The 14,932-nt window shown below is 59.2% G+C and carries 13 protein-coding genes; 9 read left to right on the top strand and 4 right to left on the bottom strand.

Translation table 11 applies throughout. The features are described from left to right. The first annotated feature begins 10 nt into the window (after positions 1–10). Together AC0V6Q_RS10970 and AC0V6Q_RS10975 are read left to right on the top strand one after the other, a co-directional pair. Complete coding sequence (locus AC0V6Q_RS10970; protein ID WP_486169300.1) at positions 11–976, top strand: agmatine deiminase family protein; 966 nt, start codon at positions 11–13, stop codon at positions 974–976. Positions 977–1,025: 49 nt separating this feature from the next. Then, positions 1,026–1,160: a hypothetical protein gene (locus AC0V6Q_RS10975; protein ID WP_486168416.1), complete on the top strand. Its 135-nt coding sequence runs from the start codon at positions 1,026–1,028 to the stop codon at positions 1,158–1,160. A gap of 35 nt (positions 1,161–1,195) precedes the next feature. Here AC0V6Q_RS10975 and AC0V6Q_RS10980 read toward each other — a convergent pair whose 3' ends face one another. From AC0V6Q_RS10980 to thrS, 3 genes are read right to left on the bottom strand one after another with little or no spacing between them, the layout of a single operon-like run. Beyond that, the gene (locus AC0V6Q_RS10980) at positions 1,196–1,939 is read right to left on the bottom strand and encodes a sulfite exporter TauE/SafE family protein (protein ID WP_486168417.1); all 744 of its coding nucleotides are present in this window, start codon (positions 1,937–1,939) and stop codon (positions 1,196–1,198) included. Further along, positions 1,940–2,281 (bottom strand): hypothetical protein, encoded by a 342-nt coding sequence (locus AC0V6Q_RS10985; RefSeq protein ID WP_486169301.1) that lies wholly within the window; start codon positions 2,279–2,281, stop codon positions 1,940–1,942. A 22-nt stretch (positions 2,282–2,303) separates the two neighbouring features. Continuing rightward, entirely contained in the window at positions 2,304–4,289 is a 1,986-nt protein-coding gene (gene thrS, locus AC0V6Q_RS10990; protein ID WP_486168418.1) for a threonine--tRNA ligase, read from the bottom strand. A gap of 359 nt (positions 4,290–4,648) precedes the next feature. Between thrS and AC0V6Q_RS10995 the strand changes: the two genes are divergently transcribed. From AC0V6Q_RS10995 to AC0V6Q_RS11005, 3 genes are read left to right on the top strand one after another with little or no spacing between them, the layout of a single operon-like run. After that, positions 4,649–4,825 (top strand): hypothetical protein, encoded by a 177-nt coding sequence (locus AC0V6Q_RS10995; RefSeq protein WP_486168419.1) that lies wholly within the window; start codon positions 4,649–4,651, stop codon positions 4,823–4,825. Beyond that, on the top strand, positions 4,825–5,478 hold the full coding sequence (locus tag AC0V6Q_RS11000; RefSeq protein WP_486168420.1) for a hypothetical protein: 654 nt from the start codon (positions 4,825–4,827) through the stop codon (positions 5,476–5,478). The genes AC0V6Q_RS10995 and AC0V6Q_RS11000 overlap by 1 nt, the downstream gene beginning before the upstream one ends. Then, positions 5,475–5,666, top strand: a complete 192-nt coding sequence (locus AC0V6Q_RS11005; protein ID WP_486168421.1) for a helix-turn-helix transcriptional regulator — start codon at positions 5,475–5,477, stop codon at positions 5,664–5,666. The genes AC0V6Q_RS11000 and AC0V6Q_RS11005 overlap by 4 nt, the downstream gene beginning before the upstream one ends. 4 nt (positions 5,667–5,670) lie before the next feature. Here the strand turns inward: AC0V6Q_RS11005 and AC0V6Q_RS11010 are convergent, their stop codons facing one another. Then, the gene (locus tag AC0V6Q_RS11010; RefSeq protein WP_486168422.1) at positions 5,671–7,320 is read right to left on the bottom strand and encodes an alkaline phosphatase D family protein; all 1,650 of its coding nucleotides are present in this window, start codon (positions 7,318–7,320) and stop codon (positions 5,671–5,673) included. An 82-nt stretch (positions 7,321–7,402) separates the two neighbouring features. Here AC0V6Q_RS11010 and AC0V6Q_RS11015 point away from each other — a divergent pair, with 82 nt between their 5' ends. The 4 genes from AC0V6Q_RS11015 to AC0V6Q_RS11030 all read left to right on the top strand — a co-directional run bounded on the left by AC0V6Q_RS11015 (position 7,403) and on the right by AC0V6Q_RS11030 (position 14,874). After that, positions 7,403–8,146, top strand: a complete 744-nt coding sequence (locus AC0V6Q_RS11015; RefSeq protein WP_486168423.1) for an alpha/beta fold hydrolase — start codon at positions 7,403–7,405, stop codon at positions 8,144–8,146. A gap of 14 nt (positions 8,147–8,160) precedes the next feature. Continuing rightward, complete coding sequence (locus tag AC0V6Q_RS11020; protein WP_486168424.1) at positions 8,161–9,006, top strand: tetratricopeptide repeat protein; 846 nt, start codon at positions 8,161–8,163, stop codon at positions 9,004–9,006. A 20-nt stretch (positions 9,007–9,026) separates the two neighbouring features. Then, a complete protein-coding gene (locus AC0V6Q_RS11025) occupies positions 9,027–10,019 on the top strand; it encodes an LLM class flavin-dependent oxidoreductase (RefSeq protein WP_486168425.1) in 993 nt (330 codons plus the stop codon). A gap of 157 nt (positions 10,020–10,176) precedes the next feature. Further along, positions 10,177–14,874, top strand: coding sequence for an NAD-glutamate dehydrogenase (locus AC0V6Q_RS11030; protein ID WP_486168426.1), 4,698 nt, complete (start codon positions 10,177–10,179; stop codon positions 14,872–14,874). The last annotated feature ends 58 nt before the right edge of the window (positions 14,875–14,932 follow it).

Genomic DNA, 14,932 nt, shown 5'->3' on the forward strand with positions numbered 1-14,932 from the left:
GCCGGCATTGATGCCGCCAGAATGGGCACCGCAGGATTGGTTGTGGATCGGCTTCCCGCATCTAGCAGAGGAATGGCCGGGCTGGCTTGGGCCTGCGCAAGAACAGATCGCCGGTTTTGCCAATGCTGTCGCGGATAGCGGTCAGGAGGTCCGCCTTCTGGTCCGCGATGAAACCAATGAAGCGCGTGCCCGCTCGATGGTCAGCGAGGCTGTCACGCTTGAGCGCCGCACCTATGGCGATATATGGCTGCGCGATACCGGACCTTTGGTGGTGAATGGAAACGATGGGCGCACAGCCTGCCGGTTCGGATTTAACGGTTGGGGCGGCAAGTATCTGATGGAAGGCGACCAGGTGATCGGGGGAGAGCTTGCCCGTGACGCTGGTCTGCCGCTCAAAGCATCGCCAATGATCCTTGAAGGCGGGGCAGTCGACGGTGACGGGACCGGCCTTGCCGCGACGACTGAGCAATGCCTTCTCAACCCGAACCGCAACCCAGCCATGAGCCGCGAGGCAATCGAGGCTGAGCTTGCCCGTATGTTGGGGTTTGAGCGGATGTTGTGGCTAGGCGAAGGGCTGATCAATGATCACACCGATGGCCATGTCGACAATCTTGCACGCTTTGTGGGGCCGGGCCGATTGGTGGTGCCCGAGGCAACGGGCGAAGATGATCCCAATGCGAGGATTTATGCCGATGCGAAGGCCCGGGCCGAAGCTTTTGGAGTGGATGTGATCACCATCCCTTCTCCCGGCCTCATCACCCGCGATGGCGCAATCGAGCCTGCAAGCTATGTGAACTTTGCGATCACCTCGCATCTGGTGGTGGTGCCCACTTTCGGCTCGCCGCATGACGAAGCGGGCGTGGCGGCTATTGCCGGGCTTTTCCCCGACCGCGCGACAGTGGGCCTTCCGGCAGATGCGATCCTGGCAGGCGGTGGCGGATTTCATTGCGCCAGCCAGCAAATGCCCTCTGCCTGAGGTGGATGAGTTAACGCATCATTAGGATTTTGGGCCGATTATGACGCCAATGAGCAGAGCAATCGCCCTTTCGCGCAGCACATTTGCAGCGACAAAAGCCCGCCAGAACGAAGCGTTGGGAAGCGTTATCGTTCTTGGCTGTGCGGCGGCATTGATCTTTGCTGGCCAAGCTCTGCCGCTGTAACCGCGGGCCGGAAAGCCACGCCTGCGTGCTATGATCTAAATCAACTTCACCAGTGCAGCGATTGCCGCTGCGCCTAGAACAATGCCGACACAGGCGCGCCACACCGGGTCGCTCACTTTGCCAAATGCCAAGCTGCCAACCCAATTCCCGAGCATGACGAGGGGAAAGAGCGCAAGGCCAAGCACTACAATGCGCCACTCAAGCACGCCAATGGCAGCGCCCGAGCCAATGCCCGCCATCGCTGCAATTCCGAAGATGCCGATCATGGATGCCTTGGCGGTCAGGCGCGGGATGTCACGGCCCACATAGTAAGGCACCACTGGCGGACCCGGCATGGCGGCGAATCCGGTGAGTACCCCTGCGGACAGCCCCACGGCACCTGTTGTAACCGCTCCCGGCTGCGCGGCGCTACGCTTTGGCAAAAGGATGGCGAAAAAGGCAGAGAGCGCAATCAGTGCGATCAAAAGTCGGGCCAAATTGGCGGGCGTCGCATCGAGCAGCATTAGCCCCGGAGCCGTCGCAACGACGACCAAAGCTCCGATGACATAGGCACTGCGCTCGGCCTCGCGCAGGATCAGGCGGATTTCGGTCAAAGCCAAAAGCCCCGCCATAATGTTAATTGCAAGCACGGCCTCTACCGGGGTCAAGGCAAGCGCAAGAATCGGCACCAGCAAGATGCCAAAGCCGAACCCTGTCAGCCCGCGAATGAAGGCTGCGCCCAGAGTGGCCGCAATCGCAACCGCGATTTGAACCGCGCTAAACCCGTCGAGAAATTCCACCTATTGGCCCGCTTTGTAAGCGATGAGGCCGAGGGTCACACAATGGAACGCTGCAATCGCAAGGTTGCTCGTCACCACAGGATTGCCCAAAGCTCCAACGGTGAACGGCGTAATCACTTTGTAGATGATCTGAACCATTAAAAGCGCCGCCACCATGGCGGGAACCGGCTTCATCATCAGGCCAACGGAGCCAATCAGGATCGCCAGATAGACCGCCAGCAATATGCTCCGTGCCGGTGTTTCCACGCCATAAGCGTCGATTATCCAGTCTGCCTTGGTGAAGATTCCATAAGTCACCGGCACTAAAACGAAGACGTTTAGCGCCAGTGACAGATAGATCATCAGCTTCACGTCAGGAGTATCCTTACGACGCCAAGTCGGGCGCAGAAGCGGCCCTGGTCAGCATCGCAATCGCTTCATCCAGGGGCAGGACTTTCTGGTCCTTCTCGCCCAATGTGCGGATCGCAACTGTGCCCTCTTCCTCTTCGCGTTTGCCTACGATCAGAAGGTGCGGAACCTTGGCAAGGGAATGCTCGCGAATCTTGTAGTTGATCTTCTCATTGCGAAGGTCACTCGACACGCGAATGCCAGCCGCCTCAAGCTTCGCCTCAATACCGGTGGCATAACCATCAATGTCCGAGACAATTGGCGCTACGACAGCCTGCATAGGCGCAAGCCACACGGGCAGACGGCCCGCAAAGTGCTCGATCAAGATGCCGATGAAGCGCTCGTAAGAGCCGAAGATCGCACGGTGGAGCATGACGGGGCGGTGCTTCTCACCATCCTCGCCAATATATGTCGCATCGAGGCGTTCGGGCAGCACACGGTCCGACTGGATCGTGCCCACCTGCCATGTGCGCCCAATTGCATCGGTGAGGTGCCATTCGAGCTTGGGCGCATAAAACGCGCCTTCGCCGGGAAGCTCTTCCCACTCGAGGCCATTGGCGGTGAGCGCATCGCGCAGTTCCTGCTCCGCCTTGTCCCAATCCGCGTCCGAGCCAAAGCGTTGCTCTGGCCGCAGAGCGAGCTTGATTTTGTACTCAAAGCCAAAGTCGCGGTAGACCTCATCGGCAAGCGTGATGAAGGCTTGAACCTCCTCCACGACTTGATCCTCAGTGCAGAAGATATGCGCATCGTCCTGCGTAAACTGGCGCACGCGCATCAAGCCATGGAGCGCGCCGTGCGGCTCGTTGCGGTGGCAACAGCCCATTTCGCCCAGCCGAATTGGCAGGTCGCGGTAGGAGGTGATGCCTTGTTTAAACACCATGACGTGCGCGGGGCAGTTCATCGGCTTTAGCGCCATCCAGTCCGCATCCTTGGAGACGATGTCGCCCTCATCCTCGGTGTTGGGCACTTCATCTGGGATCACGAACATGTTCTCGCGGTACTTGCCCCAGTGGCCCGACTGCTCCCATTGGCGCGCGTCCATTACCTGCGGGGTCTTGATCTCGCGGTAGCCAGCACCGTCCATCTTGCGCCGCATGTAGGCCTCAAGCTCGCGCCAGATGCGATAGCCTTTGGGGTGCCAGAACACGCTGCCATGCGCCTCTTCCTGAAGGTGGAACAGGTCCATCTCTCGGCCAAGCTTGCGGTGATCGCGCTTGCCCGCTTCTTCGAGATTATGGAGGTGCTGTTTAAGCTGTTTTTTGTTGAGCCAAGCGGTGCCGTAAATGCGCGTTAATTGCGCATTCTTCTGGTCGCCGCGCCAGTAAGCGCCAGCGGTGCGCATCAGCTTGAAAGCTTGCGGATCGAGCTTGCCGGTCGATGCCAAGTGCGGGCCACGGCACATATCGAGCCAGTCATCCCCTGACCAATAGACCGTCAGATCCTCGCCCTCAGGCAGTTCCTTTGCCCATTCGGCCTTGAACGCTTCGCCCTCGGCTTCCCATTTGGCGATGAGGTCATTTCGGGACCACACTTCGCGGCGCAGCGGCTTGTCCGCCTTGATGATCTCGCGCATCTTCTCTTCGATCGCGGGCAAGTCTTCGAGGCCGAAAGGCTCACGGCTCGAAGGGGCCATCACGTCGTAATAGAAACCATCATCGGTTGCAGGGCCAAAGGTGATCTGCGTGCCGGGCCACAGGGCCTGCACCGCCTCTGCCAGGATATGCGCAAAGTCATGGCGCACCAGTTCCAGCGCGTCTTCCTCATCCTTTGCGGTGATAAGAGCAAGCTCAGCGTCGCCATCAAACGGGCGGCCAATATCGCGCACTTCGCCATTTACCCGCGCCGCCAGAGCGGCTTTCGCCAAGCCGGGGCCAATCGCGGCGGCGACATCGTAAGGCGTGGCTCCGGGCTCCATTTCGCGCACAGATCCATCGGGAAGGCTGATCTTAAGCAATTCGGTCATCGTCAATTCCGTATCGTTTGGCGCGCTTTAGGACATGAAGTCGCGCACCGAAAGGGCGGTGTTTGCGTTCTTACCGATTTCAGGGGGGCAACCTGCGCCACCCTGAAACCGGGTGGCAGGTGCCTGGGCCTAACCCAACAGCAACCGCCCCCGGAGATCCGAGGTCGTAGTGGTTGTCGTTGTGGTGAGCAGCAATGCCATCGCGCCCAGATAAGACTGCAAGGGTAAAAAGTCAGCCCCCTTCGTTCATGCAAGACAGCCCAAGAAGGCAAAGCCCTTTTCCATTATGGAAAGCAGGCTTGACATTCTCTCGAATCAATGACAAGTATGCTTTCCATAGTTGAAAGGACACTTGACCAATGGAAATGAAAATCAAAGCGCTCATCTGGGCCGGGATCATTATTGCTACCGCGCTTTATCTATACAGCCTCGGCGTCAGCCAAGGGGCAAGCTTTGGCATCGTATCGGGACTTTCGGGGGCCGCTTTGGGCACATTGTTGAGTGGCCGCGATAGGTCCTGCGACGGGTGCGTATAATGGCCGATCAATCAGTTGAGCAAACCGCAAAACCTGGCAAAGCCGCCGGATTTCTGGGCCGTGGCCCGCTGTTCTGGATCGGCATGACCTTTGTCGGCACTGCCGTGGTGGTTGCCCTTGCACTGACCAAAGCGATTGAGAGCAAAGGCGTGATCCTCACTCTTATGGTGGCGCCAATCCTCCCGATGTTCGCCGCTTTTGTCGCGATGCTTAACAAGAACGAGGCAGGGAGCGGAAACTGCGTCACAAAGGGCGAGGCACAGCGCAATTACATAAAGCGCGTCGGGGTCTTCACCTCGCTTTACCTTGCGTCATTTGCAGCCCTCACCTTTATGGACAGGCTTGGCGACCTGCCCAATGCGGTCCAGATGGCAATCGGCGTTTTGCCAGGCCTTGCGGTTACAGGCTTCTTTTGGGCGATCGGGCGGCTGATCGTGGAAGAAACCGACGAATTCATCCGCATGCTCACCATACGCCAGACGCTTATCGCATCGGCCCTTGCCATGAGTGCAGCCTCTGTGTGGGGAATGTTGGAGAGCGCAGACCTTGTCCCGCATGTGGACGCCTATTGGTACGCGATCATCTGGTTTGGCGGTCTTGCTGTGGGTTCGGTTGTCAATCGCATTACTTACGGAACGTGGGGCGCAGTATGAACAACCGCCTCAAAGTGCTGCGTGCAGAGCGCGATTGGTCCCAGCAGGACTTGGCCGACCGCCTCGGCGTGTCGCGCCAAAGCGTCAACGCCATCGAGAAGGGCCGCTATGACCCTTCGCTCCCGCTGGCCTTCTCCATCGCAGAGGTTTTCGAACTCGCAATTGAACAGATTTTCAGTCGGGATTGACCAGCTAGATTAAGATATCGGGACGAGGCTCGGCCACGGCTGTCCTCGTCCCGGCGATCTCGGTGGAGCGGGTTTTGAGCCCTTTGATAAACCGCCACTCGCTGGTCGCGGCATCAGGGGTGAGGTCCACCACCATATATCCGCGCTGCGATGTGTCGGCCCATTGAAGCTCCTCATTGGTCCTGACCAAAAGACCGGCAAGCGCCTCGGGAGGAAAGCCCGAAAGATAGCTCTCGAACCCGGGCGAACTGACCGAGCTTGTGGCGAACTCGACGCCGACCGGTGCGCCCTTATGCTTGAGGGCGAACTCCCACGCATTGTGGGTGTCGCCCGCAAGCACGACCAGATTGGCATCAGCATCAAGTGCGCCTTGGAAGACGCGGTCACGCGCGGCGGGATAACCGTCCCATGCATCCATATTGAGCGGCAGGCCGACTTCAGCCGCTAGGCTCGCAGCGGTAAGGCGTTTGCGGGCAAATTCGGGCACATTGTCACCCAACAGGCCGGCAATCCCCTGAGGTGCCGAGAGTTTTCCGATCAGCACCTGCTGGATAAGCACCTGCCACTTTGCCCCGCGCATTTTTGAATTACGGAAACCTTCGATAAGCCACTCTTCCTGACGTTCGCCCAGCAACTGACGCTTGGGGTCTGCCCATGGGCCATCGCGAAGCTGACGGAAGATTTCGCGGATTTCATCGGGCCCTTGTGCATCCCTGATCATCCCGACCAGGTCAAACTGCTGCTCGCGCCCTTCCAGCCGTGTGTCGATACGGAAAAGCGTTGCCAAATCGCCCACATCATAGGCGGCGTAGGGTTCATCGGAGACAGGCATCCATTCGCGATAAACCTGCTTGGCTATGGCCTTGCGGGTCTCCCAATCGCCCTCTGTTTCAGGCTGGTGATTCTGTGCGCCGTCTTTCCAACTGTCATTGGTGCTTTCGTGGTCATCCCACACTGCGATCATAGGCAAAACTTGATGAAGGCGCTGAAGGTCGGGATCGGCACGGTAAGAGGCATAGCGCAGGCGGTAATCGGCCAAAGCGACAATCTCATCGCCCGGCGCAACGCTGCGATCAGGGTGGCGTTGGTTTTCGGACGGATAAGTGTCTCCGCCATACTCGTAAATATAGTCGCCAAGGTGCACCGCAAGATCGACGTCATTGACCTCGGCCGCGTGCGCATAGGCATTGAAATAGCCAAAGCCAAAGTTTGCACACGAGAACACCGCCATGCGGAAATTTGACGTTGGGCCAAGTGGCAATGTGCGCGTGCGCCCAATGGGCGAGGCTGCGCCGGAGGGGGCGATAAAGCGGTAGAAATACCAGGAGTTTGCAGTGAGGCCTTCGGCGACGACTTTGGCGCAATAGTCGCGAGAAGCAGAGGCGATCACCTCGCCCTCGCTTATGATATTTGCGAAGTCCTCGCTGTCCGAAACTTGCCAAGCAAGCATGGTTTCTTTGCCTGCGACATAACGTGTCCACAAAAGCACGCTCGAGCTTTGCGGTTCGCCGCTTGCCACGCTGTGGGTGAAGCCCTTGCCATGGTTTGTCGCGACAGAAGGCGTTGCGGCGACCGCTGCGGAGGCTCCTGCGAGCGCGAAGATTCCCCGGCGCGTGACGGTTGGTGTGCCGGATGATTTTGATGTCTTTGTCATAACAGGCCTCTTATGGCGGCTTTTGCGGTCAGCTTTATGACAACGCTTGCACCAGATGCGCTCTTGGGGGCAAGAAAAGCTGATGACAGACACACGTTTTCACGAAATGCCCGATGGCAGGCGGGTTGCATTCAGGCACACCGCCGGGAGTCCATCATCTTCGGGCCCAACGCTCGTTTTCCTCCCCGGCTATATGTCCGACATGGCAGGCGGCAAAGCGACCGCGATCTTCGAAGACGCCAAGGCCAAAGGACGCGGGTGCTTGCTGCTGGATTACACCGGCTGCGGGGAAAGCTCGGGCGACTTTGCCGATGGCGCTTTGTCACGCTGGTGCGAGGAAGTGATGGCGCTGACCGACGCATATGTCGAAGGGCAGGTGCTTGTGACGGGTTCTTCGATGGGTGGCTGGTTGATGCTTTTGGTGGGAGCGGCCTTGGGCAAACGCCTCGCCGGGATTATCGGCATTGCTTCTGCACCCGATTTCACAGTCTGGGGCTTTAGCGAGGACAAGCGTGACCGCTTGCTCAAAGGCGAAGTGGTGCTCGAAGAAAACCCCTACGGCCCCGAACCCACGCCCACGCATCCCGGCTTTTATGCCGATGCGCAGGATCACTTGCAGCTGCTGAGTGAAATTCCGATTGATGCGCCCGTGCGCCTGGTCCATGGCCAGCGCGATGACGACGTGCCGTGGGCAATCAGTATCAAGCTTGCCGCAGCACTGCGTTCGGACGATGTACAGGTAACATTGATAAAGAACGGCGACCATCGCCTGTCGCGCGATGCCGATATCGCGCAGCTTTTGCGGCTGGTGGACAGCTTTTACTAACGGAATCTCCGAACTTGACCCTCATCACATCCCTTCTGGCTCTTGCCCTTCAGGTTGGCCCTAACCCTTCGGCAAACGACACTTTGGGTGCAGGCGGCGACCTGCGCAATCGACCCGAACGCGCCCCGCAAGAAAAGAGCATAGAGCAGGACCCTTCCGCGCTCTGGCTGGCGGAGTGCCTGGGGATGCTTCCCGATCAAGCAGCGCGTGCGCACACATTATCGCAGGTCAGGCGCAATGACAGCTCGGGGCGTGACCGTATTCTTGCCAACCATTGTCTGGGCCTTGCCGCAACCGAGCTGAAGCTTTGGGACGATGCGATCTCGGCCTTCATCGCCGCACGCGATGAAACGCCTGCTGGAGAATTACGGGCCAAGGCGCGCTTTGGCGCGATGGCTGGCAATGCCGCTTTGGCAGCGCAGGATCTGGAACGGTCCAGCACGCTTCTCGCGACCGCAAGAACCGATGCAAAAGCAGCCGCGTCTGCGCCGATGCAGGCGATCATTGCCAGTGATATGGCGCGTGTGCTGGTGGCATTGGAACGGCCCGAGGAAGCTTTGATCGAGCTTGATCTGGCGAGCCAGTTAATGCCTGACGAGGCTGGCACATGGCTGTTGAAAGCAACACTCCTGCGCCGGCTGGACCGCTTGGCGGAGGCGCAAACCGCGATCGAACGCGCAAGCGAACTTGCCCCCACCGAGGCCCCGATCGGATTGGAGGCGGGCGTCATCGCAATCCTTTCCGGCCGCGAGGAAGCGGCCCGTACAAGCTGGCAATCGGTGATTGATCTGGCCCCTTCGAGCCCGGAAGCCTTGACCGCGCAAGGCTATCTTGCGCAGATTGAGCCAGCGGCGAGTTAGCTGCTTTTGGGAGAGGCCAATTGACGCAGTTTTCAGTTCTCGATCTTGTGCCTGTTCGCGAAGGCGGGACGGTTTCCGAAGCCCTTAACAATGCAGCCGAACTTGCCACGCATGCTGAAAAATATGGCTGCAAAAGGTTTTGGGTCGCCGAACACCACACGATGGAGGGGATTGCTGGCGGAGCAACTTCCGTCGTGCTTGCCCATATCGGCAATGCGACCAGCACCATCCGTATCGGGTCGGGCGGGATCATGCTGCCCAATCACACACCGTTTCAGATCGCAGAACAATTCGGCACGCTGGACGCGCTGTTTCCCGGGCGCATCGATCTGGGTTTAGGCCGCGCTCCTGGTGCAGGGCCGCAATTGCAACGCGCGCTGCGCAAGGACCTTCACAAGGCGTCTGAATACTTCCCGCAAGATGTGCTCGAATTGCGCGCGCTTATGACGGGCGATGTTGACTTGCCGATCAAAGCGACGCCGGGCCTTGGCTCCAATGTCGAGTTCTGGATGCTCGGCTCCAGCCTGTTCGGTGCGCAGCTCGCCGCCAAACTCGGCATGCCTTATGCCTTTGCCGCACATTTTGCCCCCGACCATCTCGACAGCGCTTTGGAAGTTTACAGGCGGGATTTTCAGCCGTCCGAGGCTCTTGAAAAGCCCCATGTGATGGTCGCGATGAACGTCTTTGCCGCGGATGACGAGGCAGAAGCACAGCTGCTTGCTTCAAGCCAACAGCAAAGCTTCGTTGCGCTGCGCTCAGGTACTCCGGGCAAGCTGCAACCTCCTATTGCAGACTATACAGACACGCTTCCCGCGCCTGCGCGCGCCATGCTCGATCATTTGGGTCAGGCAGCGGCGGTTGGCACCCCTGACATGGTGCGCGCCGATATCGAAGCCTTCATCAAACGCACACGTGCAGACGAGATCATACTGTGCGGCGCGACCTACGATCCCGCAGCCCGCCTGCGCTCGCTTCTGCTCACCGTCGACGCGTGCCAAACTGTTGCCGCCTAAGGGCTAATCGTGCTTGCACGGTGACCCCAAAGGGCTGTATTGGCCGGTACGATAAGAACAACTCGGCATAATATAATTACACGCCTTGTTTTGATGCGTGGGTACGAGCCGGGATCAGGTGGCCAAGGTCGCAAGACCAGGAGAGGAGCCCTAGGCGATGAGTGCGAAGTCTGAAGCGAATTCAGGGCCATCTAAGGCACGGGCAAAGACCGTGCACGAGCCACTTCACAAGGCACTACAAAAGCACCTTGTGGCCTCGATCCTCCCCGGTGAGGTGCAAATCGAAGAAGCCGAGCTTGAAAGCGCGGCGCAGTTTCTGCTCGCTGCGTCTCAAAAACGCGCGACTTCGCGCGCGATCATCCATCACGAATCCGATACGAGCGAGCGGCGCCTGCGCATCGCGATCATCAATGACGATATGCCGTTTCTGGTGGATTCGATCTCGGCAATGATCACCGCTTCGGGTGTTGGCATTGACCAATTGCTTCACCCGATCGCACCGGTCACGCGCGATGACGAGGGCGTGCTCACTGCTATTGGCGGCAAGGATGCGCCCAAAGAATCGCTGATCTACATCGAAACACCGCGCGTAGATGCAAAGCTGCGGCGCGAACTCTTGAGCGATCTTCGCACCGTGCTCGAGGATGTACGCGCGGCCGTTTCCGATTGGCCGCGCATGCGCACTGCCATGGCCCGCGATGCTGGAACCCTTGGCGATAGCGACAGCGCAAAGCTTCTCGATTGGCTCAATGGCGGCATGCTGACACAGCTTGGCTCTTTGACCCGCAGCCGTGATGGCGAGACCAGCGCAGCGCTTGGTATCTGCCGCAAGAGCGCAAAGGCAATCCTTGCCGACGCCTCTTTCGAGCGCGCATTTGAGTGGTTCGAAAACGCCGGATCAGGCCGCAACCTTCTGGCTGTGAAAGCCAACCAGATATCCAACGTGCACCGCCGCACGCCTCTGGATGTGTTCCTTGTGCCAGTGCGGGATGGCAAGAAAGTCACCGCGCTCAGCGTTCATGCCGGCGTATGGACCAGCGCCGCCCTCGCCGCGCCGCCATCCAGGGTTCCGATCATCGGCAATGCGCTTGCCACTATGACTGAGGACCTCGGCTTTGATCCCAGAGGCCATGCGGGCAAAGCGCTCGCCCATGCCTTTAGCGCTCTGCCGCGCGATCTTTTGGTGTCGTTCGAAGAAGAGGATATCGCCCGCCTTGCCAGCGCGATGATGAGCCTTGTTGACAGGCCGCGCCCGCGCATCATTCTGGTCCAATCGCCTCTTGGCCGCCACGTTTTTGCCTTCGTATGGTTGCCGCGCGATGACCTTTCGACACAGGTCCGCCTTCAGGTTCAGGACCTTTTGACAAAGACAACCGGTCTCGACCTGCTCAGCTGGAACCTCGAAGTCGATGGCGGCTCCATGGCGATGCTCCAGTTCCTGCTCGATTCGCGCACCATCGCGCAAATGCCGGATGCCGATGCGATCGAGCACCAGCTGGTCGATCTTCTCAAAGGCTGGAACGAAGCGGTCGAAACGCATCTTGCAAAGGCGGGAGAGAGCGCCCGCATGACTGCGATTGCGCAGCGTTATGCAGGCGCGTTCTCCCCTGGTTACCGCCTGCGTTACGGTCCGGCAGAGGCCGCGCTCGATATCACTGAGCTGCACGCAATCGCGACCGGCGAAAACCCCGAAGCGCGTTCGTGCCGTTTGTACAAGCTCGACAATGACACACGCGGTGATCTGCGTCTTAAAATCTATCATATGGAAGGGCGCGTTGCGCTTTCCGATGCGGTTCCGGCGCTTGAAAACTTTGGTTTTCGCGTCCTGTCCGAAGTGCCCACCCGGCTTGAGGGCGGCACGCTTGGCACAATCCACGAATACACTCTGATCGCGCCGCAAGGGGCCGCTATCGATGGCTTGCTGGAACGCTCTGACCAGGTCGAAAACGCCATTGCCGAAGTGCTCAACGGGCATTCGGAAAATGACCCCTTCAACCGCCTTGTTGTCGCCAATGGATTGGGCGCACAGCAAACAGTGTGGCTGCGGGCAATCTATCGGTATTTGCGCCAGACGGGTGTGAATTTCACCATCTATCCGGTGGTCGATGCGCTGGAGCGGGCAAGCGATGTGACGCGCGCAATGATCGATCTGTTCTCAGCCCGCCACGACCCCGAGTTTTCCGGCAACCGGGCTTCCGCAATCGAAGCGGCGATCACGGCCTTTACGAGAGGCCTTTCCAAAGTCAGCGCAATCAATGACGACCGTCTTTTGCGGCTATACCGCGCGGTGATTGATGCGATGTTGCGCACCAATGCCTTTGCACCAGCGGCCGAAGAGGCGCTGGCCTTCAAGATCGATTCTGCCCAAGTCCCTGGTCTTCCAAAACCTGTGCCGTGGCGCGAAATCTTTGTATATTCGCGGCGGGTCGAGGGCATTCACTTGCGCTCTGGCGCGGTCGCGCGCGGTGGGCTTCGCTGGTCGGACCGGCGCGATGATTACCGCACCGAGGTTCTGGGCCTGATGAAGGCGCAAAAGGTGAAGAACGCCGTGATCGTGCCAAGCGGGGCAAAGGGCGGATTTTATCCAAAAGAACTGCCATCCCCCGCAATCGACCGCGACGCGTGGGCCGCGGAAGGGCGGGCGAGCTATCAGGTGTTCATCCGCACGCTTCTGTCTGTCACCGACAACATCGTGAACGGTAAAGTGGTGCACCCCAAGGCTGTGCGCGTGCACGATGGCGAAGATCCCTATTTCGTGGTTGCCGCTGACAAAGGCACGGCGACCTTCTCCGACGTTGCCAATGGCATTGCAGCAGACGCCGGATTCTGGCTCGACGATGCTTTCGCAAGCGGCGGGTCCAACGGATACGACCACAAGGCGATGGGCATCACAGCGCGCGGCGCCTGGGTCAGCGTCCAGCGCCACTTCCTCGAAATGGGCATCGACGTTCAGAAGGACAGCATTCGCGTTGCAGGTTGCGGCGATATGTCGGGCGATGTGTTCGGCAACGGGATGCTCTTGTCCAAAGCGATTAAGCTGGTCGCAGCCTTCGATCACCGCCACATCTTTATCGATCCCGATCCTGATCCCGCCACCAGCTGGAAGGAGCGCAAGCGCATGTTCGACCTGCCGCGCTCAAGCTGGGAGGATTACAATCCGGACCTCATCTCCAAAGGTGGCGGCGTTTTCTCGCGCTCGGCGAAAAGCATCAAGCTCTCCAAAAAAGCGCGCACCATGCTGGGGATTGAGGAGAAGGAAATCGGGCCAGACGATCTGATTTCGGCAATTCTGAAGGCGCAAGTTGACCTTCTCTGGTTTGGCGGCATTGGCACTTACATCAAGGCCGAAAACGAGAACCACATCGAAGTGGGCGATCCTTCTAACGACAGCTTGCGGGTCGATGCGCGCGAGGTCGGGGCCAAGGTCATTGGCGAAGGCGCGAATCTTGGCATCACGCAGGCTGGACGCATTGCATTCTCGCTAAACGGGGGCCGCATCAACACCGACTTTATCGACAATTCGGCCGGGGTCGATTGCTCGGACAATGAGGTGAACATCAAGATCGCGCTTGCCGCCGCGACGCGCGATGGCGCGATCACCACGTCCAAGCGCAACACTCTTTTGGCGAAGATGACCGATGAAGTTGGCGAGATCGTGCTGGAGGACAATCGTCTTCAAGCGCTCGCCCTTTCGATCGCAGAGGCCGGCGGTGCAGGTGCAACCGCATCCTACATCCGCCTCATCGAAAGCCTTGGGGAAATGGGCGCGCTTGACCGCCGGACCGAAGGGCTTGCCGATGCTGAAGCTTACACGAGGCGGGCAGCGGATGGACACGGGCTGACAAGGCCAGAGCTTGCGGTGATCCTGTCATCCACCAAACTCGCCCTTCAGGACGCAATCGAGGCAAGCGGGCTTCCCGATGATCCGGTGCTCGAGAGCAATCTCATCGCGCTGTTCCCTCAGCCCATGCAGGGCAAATACGCCGGCTTCATCCGCGATCACCAACTCCGGCGCGAGCTTATCGCAACCGATCTTTCCAACCGGATCGTCAACCGGCTGGGCCTGATCCATGCGTTTGAATTGCCCGAAGAAGAAGGGGTCGCGCTAAGCGATGTCGCCGCTGCATTTGTGGTTGTTGAACGGCTCTACAATCTCAAAGCACTGTGGGCCGATATTGACGCTTCGAAAATGCCGGAACCTGCGCGCATCACCCTGCTCGAACGGGCAGCCGCAGCGGTCGGCAATCTCATGTCAGACGTGCTTCGCACCACAGGTGGCAGGGTCGAGGCAGGCGTAATGGTCGCTGACCTTGGTGCCGGTGTTGAGGTGCTCAACAATCAACGCGCCAACCTGTTGAGCGGTGACACTCTTGACCGGTCGCAGGCGCTTAGGGCAGGTTTTGTCGATCAGGGCGCACCTGTCGATCTGGCGAACAGGGTTGCCGATCTGTTCGATTATGACGGGTCCGTTGGTCTTGCCAATCTCGCCCTCAAAACCGGGATTGATCCAGCCGAGCTTACCCGTGCATTCAGCGATATTGGCAGGCGCATCGGGATTGATTGGGCGCAAGGGGTGGCGGCCCATATGTCGCCGTCCGATGTGTGGGAGCGCTTGCTTGTCGACGGGCTTGCCCGCGACTTCCAGCATATGCGCACAGAATTCCTGCATCGCCTGACCCGCCGCAAATCCGGCAAGGACGACCCGCAAGGTGCGATTGCCAAATGGGCACAAAGCAATGAGCCCGCGATTGTCCAGTTCCGCTCGATGATCGCGCGGGCGCAAAGCTCTCCTCCTGTGGCCCCTGCGGCGCTTGCCCAGATCGCGGCCCAGGCGCGGAACCTGCTGGAGCGATGAGCGCGCGCCCTCACTTGGGCGCTTCAAACTTGACGTAAGGGCCGTTTTTGGGCGAACG

The organism is Erythrobacter sp. S227, from assembly GCF_057364925.1.

What these genes read in the sequence shown, in the direction of transcription:
- AC0V6Q_RS10970 (WP_486169300.1), top strand. Translation starts at nt 11, where the DNA reads ATGCCGCCAGAATGGGCACCGCAGGATTGGTTGTGGATCGGCTTCCCG.
- AC0V6Q_RS10975 (WP_486168416.1), top strand. Translation starts at nt 1,026, where the DNA reads ATGAGCAGAGCAATCGCCCTTTCGCGCAGCACATTTGCAGCGACAAAA.
- AC0V6Q_RS10985 (WP_486169301.1), bottom strand. Translation starts at nt 2,281, where the DNA reads ATGATCTATCTGTCACTGGCGCTAAACGTCTTCGTTTTAGTGCCGGTG.
- thrS (WP_486168418.1), bottom strand. Translation starts at nt 4,289, where the DNA reads ATGACCGAATTGCTTAAGATCAGCCTTCCCGATGGATCTGTGCGCGAA.
- AC0V6Q_RS10995 (WP_486168419.1), top strand. Translation starts at nt 4,649, where the DNA reads ATGGAAATGAAAATCAAAGCGCTCATCTGGGCCGGGATCATTATTGCT.
- AC0V6Q_RS11000 (WP_486168420.1), top strand. Translation starts at nt 4,825, where the DNA reads ATGGCCGATCAATCAGTTGAGCAAACCGCAAAACCTGGCAAAGCCGCC.
- AC0V6Q_RS11005 (WP_486168421.1), top strand. Translation starts at nt 5,475, where the DNA reads ATGAACAACCGCCTCAAAGTGCTGCGTGCAGAGCGCGATTGGTCCCAG.
- AC0V6Q_RS11010 (WP_486168422.1), bottom strand. Translation starts at nt 7,320, where the DNA reads ATGACAAAGACATCAAAATCATCCGGCACACCAACCGTCACGCGCCGG.
- AC0V6Q_RS11015 (WP_486168423.1), top strand. Translation starts at nt 7,403, where the DNA reads ATGACAGACACACGTTTTCACGAAATGCCCGATGGCAGGCGGGTTGCA.
- AC0V6Q_RS11030 (WP_486168426.1), top strand. Translation starts at nt 10,177, where the DNA reads ATGAGTGCGAAGTCTGAAGCGAATTCAGGGCCATCTAAGGCACGGGCA.